Below are 19,906 nucleotides of genomic sequence, written 5' to 3' on the forward strand. Positions count from 1 at the left end.
TGGGCCAATCCATCGCCTGCCAGGCTCACGCTTATTTTGGCCCCAAATTCGACTTTCTTGCCTTGTTTGCCCCGGATGATTGGCCGGATATACGGTTGGCTGATGCTGACAATGCGATCTTCACAGCGCTGGCTACGGGTTTTGTACATTTCATATTGTTGGTTGTACAAATGCGGCAATACCCAGTAACGACGCAGCAACCAGTTGGGTAAGGGGATGGGGGTGCCATGCGGATATTCCGACAGCATTTCTTCGATATGGCCCAAATTCCGCCGCAGAAACTGTAATTGCCTCCTGATGCCATCACGGCGTTTCTTGCTGGCGGGGCGTTTGAGTTTAGCCAGACCGAGATAGGCCTTTCTGGCTATCTCCCGATAGGTGCGCGGTTTCTTTTTCTGGGGCCGGTGACTTTTTTCATGCAGCACATCGATGATGTGTTCGCTCAATTCGCGCGCTTCATTCAGCAATCCAAGATCCGTCGGAAAACGAATCGCCTGTTCGGCCACGGTGGCGTCTATGATCATCTTCCCCTGATTGCGGGGTGTTTTGTCTGACGGTGAAGACTGCTTTGCAGTGGCCGGGACAGCTGCAATATGACAGTCATCTTCGCTGTAATTCGATGCCATCCTGCCAGGGCTACCGCCATCATTATCCTGGTCAACCTTTACGGGCTTCTTTGCCTTTTTCTGTTCAACGGCCTTAATGATGGCCGCATGGAATTCATCAAACACTGTCTGCCCCATGCGCTTGCGTACTTCAACCAGTAACGAGGGCGCAAAAGGTGCTTTCGATTGAAAGCCTTTCAGGCCAATGAAATATTGCAGGTACGGGTTCTCACAGATCTGTTCTACCGTCTCCTCATCCGAAACCGATAACTTGTGTTTGATGATGACTGCTCCGATCACTATCCGCGCATCCTTGGATGGACGTCCTAATGTCCGGGAGAGTGTCTTGTAATAGCTATCGGCCAATTCATCCCACGGCATGCAATCACTCAGTCTTACCCAGCGATTCCTCGGATCCAGAATCATGCCGGGCGGGGTATCAAATCCTTCGAGGGAGCGTTGTTTCTGGTTTTGGTAGCGGATCATCGTGCACGGTTTTTGGGGTTATTTGTCTTATATGCGTGCACTATTTTATCAGAATAGAGGTGATTCCAATATAGAATCAGTTACTTATACTTTCTGAGTAAGCTCTAATTACTTGTAATTTATATCCATTTCTTCTTTTTTAAGGAATGGATATAAGAAGCGCTGTATGTCAAGGTGGTTGTCGTGTTCATCTACACGGCGTCTTTTAAGTCGCCCCCCGTCATTCCCTGGATTTCGCCAGATCTGCTCTGTTAGATTCCAGTTTCTGATACCTCGGTAAAATCCTCAACAAGAGACCAGCGTTTTGGGTTTGCTGCCCTGGCTGCGTAGACGGCTTTCCGGTTATTTATCGCCTGAGCCCATAGCTTCTTCGGTGCTATCTATCTTGCCGCTTCCGCAATATAGCTCAACTGATGACATGCACCTAGTTTAAAAAATCGTTAAACTTTTTCTGGCTTGCGTCGTTATGCAGAATAAAAGAAAAGGCTTGTTATTGCTGTTGTGATTTACACAGGTCTGGAATTTGTTTTAGGAAATTTGCAGCCTTAATCGGTGTCATGAGCGAATTAATGATCCGAATACCTTGTATGTAAGATAGGAAGGGCGCCAGAGTTATTAAGAAAGTTCAAGCAATGCAGAATACCGCCGAGGAGACATATGATGACAGATAAAAATTTGAGATTTTTAGTGGTGGATGATTTTTCCACGATGCGCAGAATTGTTCGTAATTTGCTTAAGGAATTGGGATTCAGTAACGTGGAGGAAGCAGAAGATGGTGTCGCTGCCTTAAAGAAGCTTAGAGAGGGTAAGTTTGATTTTGTAGTTTCCGATTGGAATATGCCCAACATGGATGGCCTGACGATGCTTCAGAATGTGCGTGCAGACGAAATGTTGAAAGACATACCCGTATTGATGGTTACTGCCGAAGCAAAAAAGGAAAATATTATCGCTGCTGCCCAGGCAGGTGCAAGCGGCTATATTGTGAAACCGTTCACGGCAGCGACACTAGAAGAGAAGCTGAATAAAATTCTGCAAAATATGGCTGTGCATGCCTGAACATCAAGATGATCCGGATATCATGGACCACCAGCAAGAGGTGAGAATGAATGAACATGTCGATATCAATCTGTCTTGTACGGGAAAAGACACCTCTGAACATGCTGTGATTGAATCTGGGCAAGCAGCAGCTCTGCCAGTTACTTCGCAATGCGCTCAGACGGCCGATCATTCTCAAGAGGCGGACACAAAGCTCTTTGACCGGATCGGCCGTCTCACCAGAGATTTGCACAACAGTCTGCGGGAATTAGGCTATGACCGACGTTTGCAGCAAGCCAATCTTGAAATTTCTGATAGTAAAGATAGGCTGGCCTATGTAATTAGCAAAACGACGCAGGCGGCCGAGGATTGCCTGCTTGCCGTGGAAAGCGCCCAGCCAATTCAGGAAAATCTTTCTAACACAGCGGTTGATCTGGCCAAGCAATGGAATCAGGCATTCGAGACTGCGCAACTCACGGTCAGCGAACCACAGGCATTCAAGGAAGTGCTGGTGCAGACGCTTGATTTTCTGAATGACGTACCCAAGCAAACCGATACCACAAAAGCCTATTTGCTGCAGGTTATGATGGCACAGGAGTTCCAGGATTTGACCGGTCAGGTGATTCAGAATATCGCTCGGACGATTGAGGCCATTGAAAAAGAAATGCTACAACTGCTAATTGATAATTCCCCTAACAAGGATCTGGCAACGAGCAAAGAAGAGGGGTTGATGAATGGTCCGGTCATCAATCCCAAGAATCAGCTGGATACGTTCTCCAAACAGGATCAAGTCGACAATTTGCTGGCGGAGCTTGGTTTTTAGGTAAATCGTTTTCTCCGATACTGATTGATTCAGCTGCACCTATATCAGCAGTAATCGATCCATCAATTTCCAGCCCACCTGTGCAATGGAACGCTCGCAACAAGTAGCCGGTTATTCCGGCTTGCGCAGCAAGCTGACTGTCGAATTTGTGGCGTGGTGATAAGCCAGGAATGGTCGGGGTGAGAGGATTCGAACCTCCGGCTCCTGCGTCCCGAACGCAGTACTCTACCAGGCTGAGCTACACCCCGTGAATAACAGTATGATTATTAATTAAACCAGTTATGGCAAAAACCATGAAAATGAATCTGGAGCAGATTGAATCAATGGTTTCTTACAACTGCAAACTCGGCTAATTGTAACAGACATTGCTTGTAGTTAGAATCAGCCATTGCGGAGATTGCCGCGGTCGCCATATTTGCTTCTTCCTGGGCGCGTTGCATGGCGTATTTCAGCGCGCCGGTTTCTTGTATGATTTGCAGTACGGGCTCGAATCCGTCTATACCGCCTGTTTCGATCGCATGTCGAATGATGGCGGCTTGGGCATCCGTGCCGGCGCGGATTGCAAAAATCAGCGGCAGAGTCGGTTTGCCTTCAGCCAGGTCATCGCCCAGGTTTTTACCGGTATCCTGATCGTCGCCGGAATAATCCAATAAATCATCTACCAGCTGGAATGCGGTGCCCAGGTGCATGCCATAGGCGGCGAGCGCTTCTTCTTCGGCTGGCGTGGCGCCACCCAGAATGGCGCCTAGTCTGGCAGCAGCTTCGAAGAGCTTGGCAGTTTTATAGCGGATAACGCGTAAATAGTTTTCTTCTTCTACATTCGGATCACGACAGTTGAGTAACTGCAGGACTTCGCCCTCGGCAATGGTGTTGGTGGCATCCGCCAGCACTTCCATGACCCGCATGTTGCCGACTTCCACCATCATCTGGAATGCGCGTGAGTAGAGAAAATCACCCACCAGCACGCTTGCGGCATTGCCAAACAATGCATTGGCCGTGGCCTGATTGCGCCGTAATTTGGAATCATCCACCACATCATCATGCAATAGTGTGGCGGTATGGATGAATTCAACGACGGCTGCCAAATTATGGTGGTGTGATCCGGAATAGTTGAACAGACCGGCCGACAATACAACCAGCGCCGGGCGCAGTCTCTTTCCTCCACTGTGAATGATATATTCGCTGACTTGCTGGATAAGCGCGACTTGAGAGTGAAGCTTTCGCCGGATGACACTATCGACATCTTCCATGTCCTTGGCGATAAAGCCCCTAATTGACTCGATTGACACAATTGCTCCCTAAATAAACCGGTATGGTAGAAATGTCATGGCCCGGGTGTCAAGTAAGATTCCCGGAACGGTAGGATATATGTAAATAGTTAAGCAATCATGGCAACTTCCTTTGATTGATGGTATCAAAACTTCCGTTATAATTAGCAACTTTTGGACAGGCGTCATCGGGATATTATCCATGCGACTTTTTGCTTTTGGTATCAATCATCATACAGCTCCTTTAGACATACGTGAGCATGTTGCTTTTCCGGAAGAGTCCATGCAACATGCGCTCCATGACCTGGTGGGTCATCAACTCGTGAAAGAAGCAGCGATCGTTTCCACTTGCAACCGCACGGAAGTGTACTGCAATACCGATGCGCCCGACAAAGCAGTTAACTGGCTGGCGGATTTTCATCATATCCAGGCAGGCGACCTTGAGCCTTATTTGTACAAATTGCCGCACGAACAGGCGGTAAAACACGCGTTTCGTGTCGCGAGCGGTCTGGATTCCATGGTATTGGGCGAACCGCAGATCCTGGGGCAAATGAAAAATGCAGTCAAGTCGGCCGAACAGGCTGGCACACTGGGTTTATTGCTGCATAAGCTATTCCAGCGCACGTTCTTCGTCGCCAAGGAAGTGCGAACCTCTACCGAAATAGGTGCCTGTTCGGTTTCCATGGCGGCGGCAGCAGCACGCTTGGCCGAACGTATTTTTGGCGATATCAGCGAGCAGCGCGTGCTGTTCATTGGTGCTGGTGAAATGATCGAGTTATGCGCTGCGCATTTTGTCGCCAGATGTCCTGTGTCCGTTACCGTGGCAAATCGTACCATTGAACGGGCAGAGATCTTGTCGCGGCGCTTTAACGCCCATTCGATCTCCCTGGGCGAATTGCCTGAGCAACTGGCGCTGCATGATATTGTCGTGACCTGCACGGCAAGCCCATTGCCGATATTGGGCAAGGGCATGCTGGAACGTGCGATCAAATTACGCAAGCATCGTCCCATTTTTATTGTTGATCTGGCTGTCCCGCGCGATGTCGAGCAGGAAGTGGCCGAACTGGATGATGTATTTTTGTACTACGTGGATGATCTGGCCGACATCGTCAAGGAAGGGCTGGATAATCGCCAAAATGCCGTGACGCAGGCTGAAACCATTATCGATTCGAATGTGCTCGATTTCATGCGCTGGGTTGCCGCCAGGAAAACGGTGCCAACGATTCGCGCGATGCGTGACCAAGCTGAACGTTTCCGCCGGCATGAACTGGCCCGTGCGCATAAGCTGCTGGCCAAAGGAGAAGAGCCAGACAAGGTCTTGGAATCCTTGAGCAAAGGCCTAGCCAATAAATTTCTGCATCTTCCTTCCACTGTTCTGAATCATACCGAGGATGACGAGCGTGAGCAACTGATCGAATTGGTCAACCGATTGTACCAATTACATAATCCGCAATGAATAAAGGCATTATGGACCAGCTCACTCGCCTGAGTGTGCGCTTGGAGGAATTGGATCAATTGTTGAGCGATGAGCAAGTCACGACTGATCTGGATAATTTTCGCAAGCTATCGCGCGAGCGGGCCGAGATCGTACCGGTGGTCGAGCTTTATCATGCCTATCAGCAGGTAGAACGCGACATGACCACAGCCAAGGAGATGTGTGCAGATCCAGAATTGCGTGATTTCGCCGAGTCCGAAATAGAAACAGGCAAGCAAGAGCTGGCCACGCTCGAAGCGGAATTGCTGAAGCAATTATTGCCCAAAGATCCAAACGATGAACGCAACATCTTCCTGGAAATACGTGCGGGAACCGGAGGGGATGAATCGGCTTTGTTCGCAGGCGATTTGTTTCGTATGTATACGCGCTATGCGGAACGGAAAGGGTGGCAGGTTGAAACTGTTTCGCAAAGCCCTTCCGAAATAGGTGGATATAAGGAAATCATTGCCCGCATCATTGGCCATGGCGCATATTCCAAGCTTAAATTCGAATCGGGCGGGCACCGTGTCCAACGCGTTCCGGTCACTGAAACGCAAGGTCGGGTGCATACATCCACGTGCACCGTGGCTGTAATTCCGGAAGCCGATGAAATTTCGGAGGTGACGTTGAATCCCGCCGAATTGAGAATCGATACCTTCCGTGCATCCGGGGCAGGGGGGCAGCATATCAATAAAACAGACTCGGCGGTACGAATCACACACTTGCCCACCGGTATCGTGGTCGAGTGTCAGGAAGGACGTTCCCAGCATAAAAACAAAGCACAAGCGATGAGCATCCTGGCTGCACGCATTCTCGACAAACAAATGCAGGCGCAACAGGCGGAGCAGGCTGCCACCCGAAAATCCCTGGTGGGCAGCGGCGAGCGTTCGGAACGGATTCGTACTTACAATTTTCCGCAGGGACGGGTCACCGACCACAGGATTAATCTGACTTTGTATAAAATGGATCAAACCATGGATGGTGATCTGGAAGAGTTGTCCTCGGCTTTGGTCGCTGAACACCAGGCCGCACAATTGACTGCCCTGACGGAGAAGTGACAATAAATTCCAATCACTTGCCCGAGCAAGCCAATATCCGCCATCCTATTACTGTCGGCGAAGCGCTCCAGAATTGGGCCAAACAGATCGATAGGCTGGAAGCACGCTGGATGCTGCAAAGTGTGCTGGCGGTTGATGCTGCTTTTCTTGTTGCGCATGCTGATCGTGAACTGAGCCCGGACGAGGCGGCCCGTTACCGGCAAATGCTGGCGCGGCGTGCGGCAGGAGAGCCTGTCGCATATTTGACTGGCGAGCGAGGGTTCTACGATCTGATCCTGAAAGTCACGCCCGATGTACTGATTCCCCGTCCTGAAACAGAATTGTTGGTAGAAACGGCGTTATCCAGCATCGCGCCCGATCGTTGCTCTAGAGTGCTTGATTTGGGCACCGGCAGTGGCGCCATCGCCATCACAATTGCCAAACATCGTCCTCTGGCCCAAGTGACTGCAATCGATCTGTCTTCCCGCGCACTGGCAGTGGCGCGCGCGAATGCCCAAGCGCAAGCTGTCGACAATGTCACATTTGTGCAGGGAGACTGGTATGCGAATCTGGTCGCTGGAGAGAAATTTGATGTCATTGTGGCCAATCCACCGTATATTGCCGAGGGTGATCCGCATCTGGCGCAAGGCGACCTGCGTTTTGAACCGAATTTGGCGCTGGTGGCGAAGCACAATGGGTGGGACTGCATCCGCCAAATTATCACCCATGCTGAGGCTTATCTGCACCGGGATGGCTGGCTGCTGCTCGAACATGGTTATGATCAAGCGAGCGCTTGCCGTGAATTACTGGAAAAATCGGGTTTTGTCTCCATATTCAGCAGAACTGATCTTGCCGGAATCGAGCGTGTCAGTGGCGGACAGTGCGGATCTTTTTCCACCGCCGAATGTCTCTGAGAGATGGAAACAAGCCATGTTTGGCGTTGCCAGCGGACCAATCTTGTGTAAGATAGCCTGGTCAGCACGACAGTTATTCTGAAAGCTGCAAAGTGATTTTATAAAATTAAAGGAGAGATAAAAAATATGGACATTGTTGATGCCATCGAGCAGCAAGTATCGACCCATCCGGTTGTATTGTATATGAAGGGCACTCCTCAACAACCTCAATGCGGTTTCTCCGCCAACGCAGTCAGAATACTGAATGCGTGTGGTGTTGAGGACTTTTATGCAGTGGATGTGCTAGCTGATCCGGAAGTTCGGCAAGGGGTCAAGGAATTTTCCAGCTGGCCGACCATTCCGCAGTTGTACGTCAATGGCGAGTTCATTGGTGGCTCGGATATCATGACCGAAATGTTCCAGAGCGGAGAGTTACAGAAGCTGTTTGGAAAATAATCCGGTTGGCGTGATCAATCGGTATGGTTAATGGTACAAGCCTGGGAGCCATGCAAGCCTGTTTCCAGTCGCTGCCGGTACCCAGAGAAGATTGCATGTAAGCCGTTGATCTGACTGCGGCGCTCAGTTAATCGCCGAAGCGATTACCCAGTACCGCAAGAATTTACCGGCAGCGATAAATAGCGCTGCCGGTAGCCAATGAATGCGTAGCCAACCGGCTGCCACACACAACACATCGCCGATCACCGGCAGCCAGGAAAGAAACAGGATCGGCGCCCCATGACGGCGCGTCCATTCCAATCCATGAATATGCCGCCCGATCCTTTTGGACAGCGCTTGCTCGTCCGGCAACAAACGTCCAATAAGGTAAGAGCTCATGCCTCCCAGCGTATTGCCGAGCGTTGCAACTTGCAGGGCGGGCCAGTACAGCTCCGGGTAAGCGAGCAACACCCCGACCAGTACCGCTTCGGATCCACCGGGTAATAAAGTGGCCGCAAGAAAACTGCTGGTAAAAAGTGCTATTAAACTGCCATTTTCATCCATATTAACTATAACAGTATTGATACTGTAGGGAATTAGGGTTTTGTGGGTCGATCTGACTCGGTGTCTGGACGTGGCGCCAGCGTATCCTCTTCAGTCAGGTTGATGCGGTAACGGGGTGAAATGTCATGGCTCCTGAAACACCTCACGGGTTAAATCGAATATTGGTTAATTGTTCACTGCTGCGTGGCGTAAATGGCATGCATCCTGCCTGCATCGATTGGCGATAGCCGCCAGGCAAAGGCTGCGTTGACCTACAAAAACTGAAAACCGCTCATCGATATATTTGCTGACGGGATTGTACGCGAGAGGCCCGTGTTCTAACAACCGCATAACGCGCCACAAGAAAAATTGCTGGCTGGGAAACTGGGCAGTCAAATCCCTATAATGTCGCCGTCATCGGATAAATCGATGCGGGTGGCTGCGGGATCATGCGGTAAGCCGGGCATGGTGACGATATCGCCAGTCAACACCAACAGATAACCTGCACCGGCAGCAATGCGTACCGATTCGACAGGGAGCGAAAAATTGTCGGCGGAACCCGTCCGAGTTGGGTCGCTGCTGAGTGACAAATGGGTCTTGGCAATACAAACGGGAAGCTGATCGTAACCCAGTGAGCGCACCCGCTCAAGATCCTTTCTGGCGGCACGGCTGATTTCCAGATCGTTGGCGCCATAAATGGTGCGGGCAACGGCGCTGATTTTCTCTTCTGGGGGAGATTCCAGGGCATACAGGAAACGTGCAGGCGGCGCTGGCTGGGCGGTAGCCGCAACGACCGCTTGTGCGAGTGCTTCCGCGCCTGAGCCGCCGTCTCTGAAACCGGTGAAGCGCGCGGCATGCAGTCTCAACTGGGCACATTTTTTCTCGATAAAGGCCCATTCCTGCCGACTGTCATCGGTAAAGCAATTGATGGCGATGACTGGCTCAAAACCGAAGGCACGCACACTGCGGACATGGTGTGCCAGGTGTGCCAGGCCGCGTTCAAGTGCCTCGATGGATCCAACCTGAGCGGAATTGCCGCCACCGTGAATGCGTAAAGCGCGGACGGTTACCACCAGTACTACCACACTCGGCCACAGACCAGCACTGCGGCATTTCAAGTCAAAAAATTTCTCGGCACCCAGGTCAAAACCGAAACCGGCTTCAGTGACGGCAAAATCTGCGTAGGCGGCAGCAGTCTTGGTGGCGAGCACGCTATTGCAGCCATGGGCGATATTGCCAAATGGGCCGCCATGGACCAAGGCCGGTACACCTTCGGTGGATTGCACCAGATTCGGCAGGATTGCATCCTGCAGCAGCGCGGCCATTGCACCTGTCGCTTGAAGCCGCTGTGCCGTGACCGGATTGCCCGAACGGTCAAATCCGACCAGGATGCGCCCCAATCGTGCCTTCAAATCAGCCAGATCCTCAGCCAGGCAGAGTATCGCCATGACTTCCGACGCTGCGGTGATATCAAAGCCCGATTCTCGCGGCACGCCATTCAGGCGGCCGCCAAGCCCGATGACGGTTGCGCGCAGTGCGCGGTCATTCACGTCCAGCACCCGGCGCCAAAATACCTGGCGGTGCTCCAGATCCAGTTCACTACGAAAATGCACTGCATTGTCCAGCAGGGCGGCCAGCAGATTGTGTGCCGCGCCGACAGCATGCATATCGCCCGTGAAATGTAGATTGATCCGTGTCGAGGGTTCGAGCTGGCAACGGCCACCGCCGGTGCCACCCCCTTTGACGCCAAAGATGGGACCGAGCGAGGGCTCGCGCAGGGCAAGCGCGGTGCGCTGGCCGATGCGAGCCAAGCCCTGTGCCAACCCGATAGCAACGGTGGTTTTTCCTTCTCCGCTGCGGGTGGGATTGATCGCCGAAACCAGGACAATTTTGCCTTTTGAGTTGTCCACTGACCTCGGCAAGGCGTTGAGCCGGAGCTTTGCCATATGCTCGCCGTAGCACATCAGCACATGAGGTGGCAGACCCAGGTCTGCGGCAATATCCAGGATAGGGCGCATCGTAAAATTCTTGGACAGGCTGAAAACGAGGCAATTGTAACATTCGGGAAGATGCGGGCTCGGTGGGAATGTCTGTTCCACCGAAGTGTGTCCTCGCATCACACTGTCTGTGCATTCGGTGCAGCGTCTGGGTCTGTCTGCCCGGCTCCGGAAGTGATGGATGCTTTGAACGCTTCCCGGGTTTCCTGAATGACGGTGATGATTTCCTGCCTGAAGGCATCGCGGTTAACCGCTTCCTCCAGCACCAGCAAGCCTTTGTCGACTGCCAGGCCAGTCAGCACACCCCCGACAACGCCGCCGATTGCCGCACCGGCGGCTGTGCCAGCGCCGGGAACGAGAGAACCAATTGCCGCCCCGGTGGCTGCCCCGCTTGCAATGCCGCCGGCTGCACCGGCAACTTTCCCGGCCAGCAGTTTTCCTGCAGAAGTGGCCGCGAGTTTGAACATGCCTTTACCGACCATTTTCTTGACCATGATGGTTGTCACGACTCCGGCAACGCCCCCGGCACCGAGCCGGGTTTCGATTCCCATCCATTCAGGGGCTGCAGGCAGCCTGCCGATATCGGCCAATGCAAGCGTCTGGGCAATCCTGATAGCGGCATTATCCGGCACTTCCACTCGATTGCATTCGAGAATCCCGGCCATCGTTTCCTGGTATGCCAGTAACGCCGCATCGCGCTGTGCAAGCGCCTGTGTGACCATCGCATCGAAACGCTGAAAAGGCATGCCATGTGCCAGGCTATCGGCCAGCTGTTTGGCCAGTAAGTCCTCGACATCCCCCGTCAGCAGCTTGGCGACTCGCAGATATTCTGTCGAGAGCTGATAATACCAGTCTAGAAAAGCGTCCACGTTCGATTCCATCCTGGCGAAGGCCATATCGGCTTCGGCGAGTAGCTGTGCTGAGGTGATGTCCGTCATGGCAGCCATGGTCTTTAGCTGCGCTGCCTGGATCTGCGCGACGGTGCCGGGTAAGTAGTAACTGCCATCGATGCGTTCGACCATGAAATCCAGGGCTAGCCGGGTCTCGGTGAATCTGGGACTGCGTTGCTGGACCACATTTTCAAGCGATGCCAATCCAGGGAGATAGACGAAAAAGGTGACGAATGTCAGTATGCCCAGCGTGATTGCGATGCGTCCCGGCATGGCAGGTGGCGGTGTTACAGCATCTGACAGCGGTGCAAACAGACGCCGGTACTCTGCACGGGGGATCAGCAAGCAAGACAGCATGGCGCAGGCATTGAAAAAGATCGCAAATCCACCGGCCGCAACCAGGATTCCGGCCAGCATGGCATCCGCTTTTTCCAGGTGCCCGATTGCATAGTGTTTGGCGCCATTGTAATAGGCAAGCAGCTGCGAGAGTTCGTGAACAATGGCGCTGCCCGCCGGGATGGCGGCATCTGTCTGTTGGGCGCGGATCGCCGCTTGCAATGAGTCATAATGCGGCAATTCTGCGAAAAGTATGACAAAAGTCGCATGGAGCAGCAGCATCAATAGCGGCGTGGTGCAACGAGCGATTCTGAGGGCTTGGGCAGTGACCAGATAGGATTTGAATTCTTTGGCAATGAGGCGCTGCATGATCTGGAATACGCCCCAGAACAATGGAATCACCAGCAAAAAGACGATCCATTCAAGATCGGTATAACTCTGGCACACCAGCAACATCAGAAACGATGTTATGAGCGCCCAACTGCTCCAGAAGAGGGTTGCAAAGATACGCCGTTTGGCAAGGCCATAGAGCCATCCCTTACTGGCGTAGTAAGTGAGCCGCTGGATTTTGGCTATGCTGACGAGATAGAGTCCGCTGAGCGCAATCGGCACACTGCACATGAAGATGCCGATGGCAGTCAACCATAAATTACCGACTACAAATGCCTGTGCCAGAGAATATATTCCCAGCCCCCACAATGGCGCCAATAAAGTATAGACGAGTGTGCCGGCTGCCGCATTGTTTGCTGATTTCGTGCGCGTATCTGATGATCGGTGAGTGCTTTTCGAATCCGCCTGAGGAGGATTGGGTGTCATGTTATCTAGGTCTCGTATTTATTGGCTGTCATGCATGAGAATTGCTGCCGTAGCGATGCTCATTTTGGAAATCACGCAGGAAATTTGTATCGATCCGAGCTCGAATGAGAGTGGCTGCGTCCTGCCATCAATGGAAGACATGAGGCCATGGATTAGGGGATAATTGCTTATGCATCGCGCCAGATCATGAATCGTTCGCTTATTGTTGAGCGAGCAAATAATTCTGCAATACCCGTGCGTGGTTGCAGTCAGGATCACGGGCGGCGTATAACAATGTCAACCGGCCTGCCCGGGCGTAATCCAGCAGGATTGCAACGTTGGGATTGGTGGCCAGTTCCTGCCGGTAGCGTTGCTGGAAAACTATCCAGTTGGCTGGATCATGGCCAAACCATTTGCGCAGTGCGGGTGAAGGGGCAATTTCCTTGAGCCAGCGTGCGTGGGGTAGCTGTTGTCTGGTCAGGCCGCGTGGCCATAACCGGTCTACCAATATACGTATGCCGTCCTCGGGCGCAGCTGACGCATAGACTCGCTTGATTTGAATATCCATGTCGGCGGAACTCACTGATGTTTGGGGTATCTTCATTACTAATAATATGCATGACGACAAAAATAAGCCGGTACTGGAATTATGCGCGGTCAGCAAAGCCTATGCGAATCGGCATGTGCTTTCAAATCTATCCTATACCCTGGCGGCAGGTGAGTATGTCGCGATCATGGGAGATTCCGGGGTTGGCAAATCCACTCTGCTGAATTTGATTGCGGGACTGGATGCGCCCGATAGTGGCGATATCCGGCTCAATGGTCTGGCGCTGACGGGGGATGACGATGAGGCGGCAACTGCCCTGCGGCGCCGGTTCCTGGGCTTCATTTTCCAGGCATTTCACGTGCTGCCGCATTTGACCCTGCTGCAGAATGTGTCGCTACCGCTGTTGCTCAACGGTTTGCCGCTCGAGCGTGCTGCAGTCATGCTGGCTTCGGTTGGCTTGCAGGGACGCGAACAGGATTTTCCCTTTCAGTTGTCCGGTGGAGAATTGCAGCGGGTAGCGATTGCGCGCGCATTGGTGCACCGTCCGCGCCTGATCCTGGCGGATGAGCCGACTGGCAATCTCGACCCTGATACCGCCGAGGAAATTTTGCAGCTGATCCGTGCCGAGATCAAGGCCAATGCCGCTTCGGCTATTCTTGTCACCCATTCGCAAGCGGCAGCAGCCACGGCAGACAAGATCCTGTTGTTGGATCGGTATGGGCTGGCACCGCTCACGATGGAAAGGACGCCGTGAGTGCCGCGCTGTTGTCGCGCTGGTTGCTGCTGGGAGAATGGCGCGCCCATCGCTGGCAATGTCTGGTGGCGATTCTGGCAATCATGCTGGGCGTAGCGCTGGGGTTTTCAGTGCATTTGATCAATACCGCTGCGGTCAGTGAATTTTCCGCTGCAACCAAAAGCTTGTCTGGCGTGTCCGATTTGACCGTGCAGGCGACGCAAGCTACGTTTGATGAGTCCCTTTATCCGCAGCTGATGCAAACCGATGGCGTGGCGGCTGCCAGTCCAGTGCTGGAAATCATGGCCGGGGTGCCGGCCAAAGCGGACGGCAGAGACGATCCTGCGCTGAAGATCCTGGGATTGGACGTCTTCCGGGCGGCAACCATCACACCCGATCTGCTGGGTATCCCTGCTGAGGATCAGCCATTTGATACCTTGTCAGAGGATGCCATCTTTTTATCACCTGCCGCCATGGAGTGGCTGGCAGTGCGGCCGGGAGACGCATTGCAACTGAGTCTGGGCACGAAAACCGTTTCCCTGCGGGTGGCGGGTGGATTGGCCCGGGCGCATGCCGGGCAGCGGCTTGCGGTGATGGATGTCGGCGCAGCACAGTGGCACTTCGATCATGTCGGTTTACTGTCCCGCATCGAGTTGAAATTACGTCCAGGTGTGCAGCATGCGGCCTTCAAGGAGGCCTTGGCCAGGGAACTGGGTGCGGCTTATCTGCTGATGGAAGGCCGGGACCAGGATGCACGCATCCGCAATATGTCGCGCGCCTATCGTGTCAATCTCAATATTCTGGCTATGGTGGCATTGTTGACTGGCGCGTTTCTGATATTTTCCGGTCAGGTGCTCTCTATCATTCGGCGGCGTGCGCAATTTGCATTGTTGCGCGTGCTGGGAATGACGCGCCGGCAAATTTTGCAGCAGATTCTGCTGGAGGGCGGTTTGCTTGGGGTATTGGGATCGCTGTTGGGTTTGTTGCTGGGGTATGCGATGGCTGCCGGCGCATTGCGCTTTTATGGTGCCGACCTCGGTGCCGGTTTTTTTACTAGCCTGGCACCCAGCCTCCCTCTCAATCCATTGGCCGCGCTGCTGTTTTTTGCCATGGGAGTGGGCGTGACCATACTGGGGAGCCTGGCGCCTGCCTGGGAGGCGGCACATACGCATCCTGGACCGGCGCTCAAATCGGGCAGTGAATTTGTTGCCTTGCGGGCTTTGCGCATGCCTTGGCTGGCCGGTTTGTGTTTGCTGCTGGCGGGAGTGCTGACGCAATTGCCGCCGGTATTTGAATTGCCGGTGTTTGGCTATCTTGCAGTCGTGCTGTTGTTGGTAGGCGGAATTGCCGCGCTGCCGTATCTGGCAAGCCTGAGTTTCTCCACACTGCTGCGCGGGGTGGATGCACAGGGGCGAGGGGTGTTACGGACATTGATCCTGGCCCGCTTGTCGAACGCGTCCAGTCTGGCCGCAATTGCACTCGGCGGCGTGCTGGCCAGTTTCAGCCTGATGGTGGCGATGGCGATCATGGTGGCCAGCTTTCGCGTGTCAGTGGATAACTGGTTGGCGCATGTTCTGCCGGCGGATATTTATGTACGGACCATGATACACCAGGATTTGCGCGGTTTGACACCAGCGGAACAGCAAATGATCGCCGCTCTTGGCGGTATCGAGCGAATCGATTTCATGCGCTCCAAGTCTCTTTTACTTGATTCGGCCCGTCCAGCTGTGACGCTGATCGCTCGGCCAATCGATACGCGTGATCCAGCCAATACGTTGCCGATGACATCGGATGCGCTGCCGCCTGCGCAGATGGCCGCAACGGCGATTCCCATTTGGGTGTCGGAAGCCATGGTCGATCTCTACGCCTTTGAGACCGGCAAGAAGGTGACGCTACCCTTGACAGACCCACCCCAGACTTTTCTCGTGGCGGGAATCTGGCGGGATTATGGGCGTCAGTTTGGCGCGATCCAGATGCAATTATCTGATTACCGGGCATTGACCGGAGATCAACATGTCAGTGATGCCGCCCTGTGGTTGGCTAGCGGGATGACAGCCGAACAGCTGATCACAGCGCTGGATGATTTGCCTTTTGGCACGAGCCTGGCGCTTTCGCAGTCGAATCAGATTCGCCAGCGCAGTCTGGAATTGTTCGACCGAAGCTTCGCCATCACCTATTTACTGGAACTGATCGCAATCGGTGTGGGTCTGCTCGGTGTGGCCGCCAGCTTTTCCGCACAAACACTGACCCGAATCAAGGAATTCGGTATGCTGCGGCATATCGGACTCAGCAGGCGGCAAATCCGGCGCATGCTCGGATGGGAGGGCGGACTGTTGGCGGGATTCGGCATTACGCTTGGTTTTGTGCTGGGCGTGGCCATCAGCCTGATCCTTATTTTTATCGTTAATCCACAATCATTTCATTGGACGATGCAACTGTACATGCCCTGGACATGGCTATCGTTGATGGCACTGGCTATGTTGGGGGCTGCTGCGATGACCGCGTTTGCAGCTGGCCGGCGGGCGGTTGCCGGGAATGTGACCCAGGCAGTCAAGGAGGACTGGTAATGCGCTGTTTTTGGATCTTGCTCTTATGGCTGTTTTTTCAGGGAGGCATGGTGGCCGCGCCACCGGAATTCTCGCCAGTGGCGCCGGGCAGGGTGCTCCAGTTTCCACAGGATTTTGGCGCGCACCCGGAATTCCGGATCGAGTGGTGGTATGTCACCGGCTGGCTGGAAACAGAAGAAGGCCATCCGTTGGGATTCCAGGTCACTTTTTTTCGCACAGCGACCTATGCGGATACCGATAATCCCAGTCGTTTCTCACCCAGGCAGTTGATCGTCGCGCATGTCGCACTGTCCGACCCGGCAACTGGTCAGCTGGTGCATGATCAGAAAATCAGGCGTGAGGGATTTGATCTGGTTTACGCCCGGACTGGCGATACCGACATCAGGCTGGATGATTGGGTTTTTGTGCGTGAAGCCGGAGGAAGTTACCGGGCGCAGATTGATGCACACAACTTGCGCTTGCAGCTGACCCTGGCGCCTACCCAACCGCTGATGCTGCAAGGTGATCAAGGCTATTCGCGGCGAGGACCGGAGACCGGACAGGCCAGTTATTACTATAGCGCGCCACATTTGTCGGTTATCGGTACAATTCATCGTAATGGAAAGACTGCAAACGTTACCGGCACTGCCTGGCTCGATCATGAATGGTCGCATGAACTGATTGGGCCTGGCGCGGTTGGCTGGGACTGGGTGGGGGCCAATCTGGATGATGGCTCTGCGTGGGTAGTGTTCCAGATAAGAGACCGCACGGGGGGTGTTTTCTGGGCCTATGCCGCCTTGCGCGATGCTTCCGGGCAGATGACAATCTATGCCCCTGAAGAGGTTCATTTCTATCCGGAGCGTTTTTGGCGCTCCGCGCGCACCCAGGCGACCTATCCTGTGGCAACCCGTATTCGTACCGGAGAAATCGAATGGCAGCTAGTGCCACTGATGGACGACCAGGAGCTTGATGCCCGTGCATCGATTGGCGAGGTTTACTGGGAAGGCGCAGTAACCATTGTTCGAGAAGGCAAACCTGTTGGACGTGGTTATTTGGAGATGACGGGCTATCTGCAGCCGATCTCCCGCTGAGACCCTGCCATATGTTTTTGCAGTCTGTTACGACAAACAAGTAAAATTGCGCTGATTGCATCAGCGCAGAAAGGATATGAATTTCGACAAAGAACTGGATGTGCGAGGACTGGTTTGTCCTTTACCGATTCTCAGAACCAAAAAATCCCTGGCAGACATGATGCATGGCCAGGTCCTGAAAGTCATGGCCACCGATCCGGGTGCAGTGATTGATTTTCAGGTTTTTGCCGAGCAGACTGGGCATGAATTGTTGTCTGCATCGGAAATGACTGGTGAATTTCTATTTTTTCTGAAAAAGCGATAGCAATTGCTCGCGCAGCGAGCATGACGCGGTACAAGCGGTTCATCGTCAGGGCTATCAAGACATTATCGATACGGACCGACGGGTAACTTTGGTAGTATCCGATACGCCGGGCTGACGCAGAACGTCACCCAGAGCTTGCTCGCGCCCGCGATACCACGATCCGGATACGTCTGTTGAAAATTCGCGCGGCTATTGCAAGCAACACCCGCCAAGTCAAAGCATTGCTGGCTTCAAGCCATCCCCTGCGCCAGCCCCGTGGCGCAGCCAAATGGTGATTTTCTCACCCTGACGGCCATAAAGTATCAAAAGCATCAGCTTTCGATAAGGTGCCCAAAAATCAGGCCAAAATCCCTTTCACTGATTTCTGAACTATTTGGTTATCTATGTGTGCCAGCGTACAGATCAACTGACATATAACAAGGACAATCAAAAGCATGGAAGTTGGCGGAAAGCAGAGGCAATCTTTAGGTTCAAGTCATCTGCAGTTTCAATTGATTTAACTAAGGAGAAAAATGCATGGATATTAAAAATAGGTCAACCATTCTCACGATCTTACTGGTTTCGGGTTTATCTGTGGCGGGATGTGGAGAAACTGCAGACAAAGGTTCGCAGACCAAAGCTGAAGCTTCCGTGGGAACAGAAATCGACGATAGTGTTATCACCACGAAAGTAAAAGCCGCCCTGCTGAGTGATGCGGGACTGGAAAGCTTCGATATCAAAGTTGAAACACATAAGGGCGAAGTTCAACTCAGCGGATTTGTGGAAAGCCAAGATCAGATTGATCGTGCCATAGTCGTTGCTCAGGAAGTTAAAGACGTCAAAAACGTAGTCAATAAAATAAATCTCAAATCGAGCGACACAAAAGTGGGTGTCAAAATCGATGACAGCGTTATTACCGCCAAGGTTAAAGCTGCACTCATCAAAGACTCCATAATCAAGAGTACTGATATCAACGTAGTGACACGTAACGGAGAAGTACAACTCAGCGGCTTTGTGGAAAGCCAAACCCAGGTTGACAGGGCCATTGAGATCGCACAGGAAGTCGAAGGTGTAAAAAACGTCCTCGATGAAATGAGTATCAAGCAATAACAATCGTAATGCAACGTAAGAAAGGAGCTACAAAATGAACTGGGACCAAGTAGAAGGCAACTGGAAACAATTCAAAGGCAAAATCAAGGAACAATGGGGTAAGCTCACCGACGATCATCTCGACACGGTTGCCGGGAAACGCGATCAGTTAGCTGGCAGGATCCAGGAATCCTATGGAATCAGCAAGGAAGAAGCGGAAAAGCAAATTACCGAATGGGAAAAGAAACATAACGATTAAGTGTTTTCCTCCTGCGTAAAGCAGAGCAGCATGTTGCGAAAGCAGCATGCTGTGCAACCAGATCTTTATTGCTATCCAAGCAAAGTTAAAGCAAAGCAAGTCATGAATTATTCCATTTTGTATCGTGATGGCAGCCAAGCATTACGCCTGCAATAAGAATACCGGATTTCCGGGTTGACTCTAGCGTAGTACTTCCATTAAATATTCAGGAGAAACATCATGTATAAAAGAAAATCAATCATTTATACCGCAGTAAGTTCTACTTTTGCGGTAACCCTCGGTATTGCACCCTTGGCTTCTGCTGCCGAAAACCCATTCAGCCTGCAGCCAATGGAAAAAGGTTTTATGGTTGCCTATGGCGATGAGAAAGCAGGTGAAGGCAAGTGCGGCGAAAAAAAGTGTGGTGCTACCATGGCAGACACCAATAAAGATGGAAAAGTTAGCAGGGAAGAATGGGATAAGCACCACGATGCCATGTTTGAGGAGATGGACGTCAATAAGGACGGCGTTATTGACAAGGATGAGATAGAAAAATCGAAAGCAGAGAAAAGAAAAATGCGCGGTGACAAGAAAAATTATTAAACTTGAAAAAGCTAGAAAGAACAGGTTTTCGCATGTATTGTTTTTCACGTCGAGAACCTGCTTCTTTATTAGTCCGAAGTAAGGTTAAAACCACCGCCTTTAAGGCGGTAAGATTTATCTTTTAAAATTTTGGACGTACCATGATGCTAAAAGTAGGGG

Annotated in this window: 19 protein-coding genes and 1 tRNA gene; 13 read left to right on the plus strand and 7 right to left on the minus strand. The window is 52.5% G+C overall.

The features are described 5' to 3' along the window. A partial coding sequence (locus BLV85_RS11145; RefSeq protein WP_090415172.1) for a transposase occupies positions 1 to 1,091 on the minus strand: 1,091 nt, incomplete at its 3' end. Between the two features lie 660 nt (positions 1,092 to 1,751). On the opposite strand from BLV85_RS11145, the gene cheY reads away from it, so the two are divergent. Together cheY and BLV85_RS11155 are read left to right on the plus strand one after the other, a co-directional pair. After that, positions 1,752 to 2,147 (plus strand): chemotaxis response regulator CheY, encoded by a 396-nt coding sequence (gene cheY / locus BLV85_RS11150; protein WP_090415174.1) that lies wholly within the window; start codon positions 1,752 to 1,754, stop codon positions 2,145 to 2,147. After that, positions 2,140 to 2,949, plus strand: coding sequence for a protein phosphatase CheZ (locus BLV85_RS11155; protein WP_245725189.1), 810 nt, complete (start codon positions 2,140 to 2,142; stop codon positions 2,947 to 2,949). The genes cheY and BLV85_RS11155 overlap by 8 nt, the downstream gene beginning before the upstream one ends. Before the next feature lie 171 nt (positions 2,950 to 3,120). On the opposite strand, the gene BLV85_RS11160 is transcribed toward BLV85_RS11155, so the two are convergent. Continuing rightward, positions 3,121 to 3,197 (minus strand) — tRNA-Pro (locus tag BLV85_RS11160). 72 nt (positions 3,198 to 3,269) lie between these two features. Beyond that, positions 3,270 to 4,238, minus strand: a complete 969-nt coding sequence (gene ispB, locus BLV85_RS11165; protein WP_090415176.1) for an octaprenyl diphosphate synthase — start codon at positions 4,236 to 4,238, stop codon at positions 3,270 to 3,272. 181 nt (positions 4,239 to 4,419) lie between these two features. Between ispB and hemA the strand changes: the two genes are divergently transcribed. From hemA to grxD, 4 genes are all read left to right on the plus strand, one after another. Next, positions 4,420 to 5,673, plus strand: a complete 1,254-nt coding sequence (hemA, locus tag BLV85_RS11170) for a glutamyl-tRNA reductase (protein ID WP_090415202.1) — start codon at positions 4,420 to 4,422, stop codon at positions 5,671 to 5,673. Further along, positions 5,670 to 6,749 (plus strand): peptide chain release factor 1, encoded by a 1,080-nt coding sequence (prfA, locus tag BLV85_RS11175; RefSeq protein WP_090415178.1) that lies wholly within the window; start codon positions 5,670 to 5,672, stop codon positions 6,747 to 6,749. The genes hemA and prfA overlap by 4 nt, the downstream gene beginning before the upstream one ends. After that, positions 6,746 to 7,642: a peptide chain release factor N(5)-glutamine methyltransferase gene (gene prmC / locus BLV85_RS11180; RefSeq protein ID WP_245725190.1), complete on the plus strand. Its 897-nt coding sequence runs from the start codon at positions 6,746 to 6,748 to the stop codon at positions 7,640 to 7,642. The genes prfA and prmC overlap by 4 nt, the downstream gene beginning before the upstream one ends. Before the next feature lie 126 nt (positions 7,643 to 7,768). Further along, positions 7,769 to 8,077 (plus strand): Grx4 family monothiol glutaredoxin, encoded by a 309-nt coding sequence (gene grxD, locus BLV85_RS11185; RefSeq protein WP_090415180.1) that lies wholly within the window; start codon positions 7,769 to 7,771, stop codon positions 8,075 to 8,077. A gap of 123 nt (positions 8,078 to 8,200) precedes the next feature. On the opposite strand, the gene BLV85_RS11190 is transcribed toward grxD, so the two are convergent. From BLV85_RS11190 to BLV85_RS11205, 4 genes are all read right to left on the minus strand, one after another. Further along, entirely contained in the window at positions 8,201 to 8,620 is a 420-nt protein-coding gene (locus BLV85_RS11190) for a YqaA family protein (RefSeq protein WP_090415181.1), read from the minus strand. A gap of 371 nt (positions 8,621 to 8,991) precedes the next feature. Further along, positions 8,992 to 10,716: a formate--tetrahydrofolate ligase gene (locus BLV85_RS11195; protein ID WP_090415184.1), complete on the minus strand. Its 1,725-nt coding sequence runs from the start codon at positions 10,714 to 10,716 to the stop codon at positions 8,992 to 8,994. Further along, positions 10,716 to 12,638, minus strand: coding sequence for a hypothetical protein (locus tag BLV85_RS11200; RefSeq protein ID WP_090415186.1), 1,923 nt, complete (start codon positions 12,636 to 12,638; stop codon positions 10,716 to 10,718). The genes BLV85_RS11195 and BLV85_RS11200 overlap by 1 nt, the downstream gene beginning before the upstream one ends. Before the next feature lie 199 nt (positions 12,639 to 12,837). Next, entirely contained in the window at positions 12,838 to 13,221 is a 384-nt protein-coding gene (locus BLV85_RS11205) for a DUF488 domain-containing protein (RefSeq protein ID WP_245725191.1), read from the minus strand. A 10-nt stretch (positions 13,222 to 13,231) separates the two neighbouring features. Between BLV85_RS11205 and BLV85_RS11210 the strand changes: the two genes are divergently transcribed. From BLV85_RS11210 to BLV85_RS11240, 7 genes are all read left to right on the plus strand, one after another. Next, positions 13,232 to 13,918, plus strand: coding sequence for an ABC transporter ATP-binding protein (locus BLV85_RS11210; protein ID WP_090415207.1), 687 nt, complete (start codon positions 13,232 to 13,234; stop codon positions 13,916 to 13,918). Continuing rightward, on the plus strand, positions 13,915 to 16,464 hold the full coding sequence (locus tag BLV85_RS11215) for an FtsX-like permease family protein (RefSeq protein WP_090415190.1): 2,550 nt from the start codon (positions 13,915 to 13,917) through the stop codon (positions 16,462 to 16,464). Before BLV85_RS11210 ends, BLV85_RS11215 begins: the two co-directional genes overlap by 4 nt. Beyond that, positions 16,464 to 17,534, plus strand: coding sequence for a lipocalin-like domain-containing protein (locus BLV85_RS11220; RefSeq protein WP_090415193.1), 1,071 nt, complete (start codon positions 16,464 to 16,466; stop codon positions 17,532 to 17,534). The genes BLV85_RS11215 and BLV85_RS11220 overlap by 1 nt, the downstream gene beginning before the upstream one ends. A 76-nt stretch (positions 17,535 to 17,610) precedes the next feature. Further along, on the plus strand, positions 17,611 to 17,838 hold the full coding sequence (locus BLV85_RS11225; protein WP_090415194.1) for a sulfurtransferase TusA family protein: 228 nt from the start codon (positions 17,611 to 17,613) through the stop codon (positions 17,836 to 17,838). Positions 17,839 to 18,354: 516 nt separating this feature from the next. Then, positions 18,355 to 18,927 carry a BON domain-containing protein gene (locus BLV85_RS11230; RefSeq protein WP_090415196.1) on the plus strand — a complete coding sequence of 191 codons (573 nt, stop codon included), beginning with the start codon at positions 18,355 to 18,357 and terminating at the stop codon, positions 18,925 to 18,927. A gap of 34 nt (positions 18,928 to 18,961) precedes the next feature. After that, on the plus strand, positions 18,962 to 19,165 hold the full coding sequence (locus BLV85_RS11235) for a CsbD family protein (RefSeq protein ID WP_090415198.1): 204 nt from the start codon (positions 18,962 to 18,964) through the stop codon (positions 19,163 to 19,165). Positions 19,166 to 19,384: 219 nt separating this feature from the next. Further along, positions 19,385 to 19,747, plus strand: coding sequence for a hypothetical protein (locus BLV85_RS11240; protein ID WP_090415199.1), 363 nt, complete (start codon positions 19,385 to 19,387; stop codon positions 19,745 to 19,747). Positions 19,748 to 19,906 lie beyond the last annotated feature (159 nt).

The sequence above is a fragment of the Nitrosomonas halophila genome (assembly GCF_900107165.1).
In the GTDB taxonomy this organism is placed as follows: domain Bacteria; phylum Pseudomonadota; class Gammaproteobacteria; order Burkholderiales; family Nitrosomonadaceae; genus Nitrosomonas; species Nitrosomonas halophila.

Coding starts and splice junctions, on each gene's coding strand:
- hemA (WP_090415202.1), top strand. CDS start 4,420: ATGCGACTTTTTGCTTTTGGTATCAATCATCATACAGCTCCTTTAGAC.
- BLV85_RS11225 (WP_090415194.1), top strand. CDS start 17,611: ATGAATTTCGACAAAGAACTGGATGTGCGAGGACTGGTTTGTCCTTTA.
- BLV85_RS11200 (WP_090415186.1), bottom strand. CDS start 12,638: ATGACACCCAATCCTCCTCAGGCGGATTCGAAAAGCACTCACCGATCA.
- BLV85_RS11195 (WP_090415184.1), bottom strand. CDS start 10,716: ATGCGAGGACACACTTCGGTGGAACAGACATTCCCACCGAGCCCGCAT.
- cheY (WP_090415174.1), top strand. CDS start 1,752: ATGACAGATAAAAATTTGAGATTTTTAGTGGTGGATGATTTTTCCACG.
- BLV85_RS11155 (WP_245725189.1), top strand. CDS start 2,140: ATGCCTGAACATCAAGATGATCCGGATATCATGGACCACCAGCAAGAG.
- BLV85_RS11240 (WP_090415199.1), top strand. CDS start 19,385: ATGTATAAAAGAAAATCAATCATTTATACCGCAGTAAGTTCTACTTTT.
- BLV85_RS11190 (WP_090415181.1), bottom strand. CDS start 8,620: ATGGATGAAAATGGCAGTTTAATAGCACTTTTTACCAGCAGTTTTCTT.
- BLV85_RS11220 (WP_090415193.1), top strand. CDS start 16,464: ATGCGCTGTTTTTGGATCTTGCTCTTATGGCTGTTTTTTCAGGGAGGC.
- prfA (WP_090415178.1), top strand. CDS start 5,670: ATGAATAAAGGCATTATGGACCAGCTCACTCGCCTGAGTGTGCGCTTG.
- BLV85_RS11210 (WP_090415207.1), top strand. CDS start 13,232: ATGCATGACGACAAAAATAAGCCGGTACTGGAATTATGCGCGGTCAGC.
- BLV85_RS11205 (WP_245725191.1), bottom strand. CDS start 13,221: ATGAAGATACCCCAAACATCAGTGAGTTCCGCCGACATGGATATTCAA.
- BLV85_RS11230 (WP_090415196.1), top strand. CDS start 18,355: ATGGATATTAAAAATAGGTCAACCATTCTCACGATCTTACTGGTTTCG.
- grxD (WP_090415180.1), top strand. CDS start 7,769: ATGGACATTGTTGATGCCATCGAGCAGCAAGTATCGACCCATCCGGTT.
- BLV85_RS11235 (WP_090415198.1), top strand. CDS start 18,962: ATGAACTGGGACCAAGTAGAAGGCAACTGGAAACAATTCAAAGGCAAA.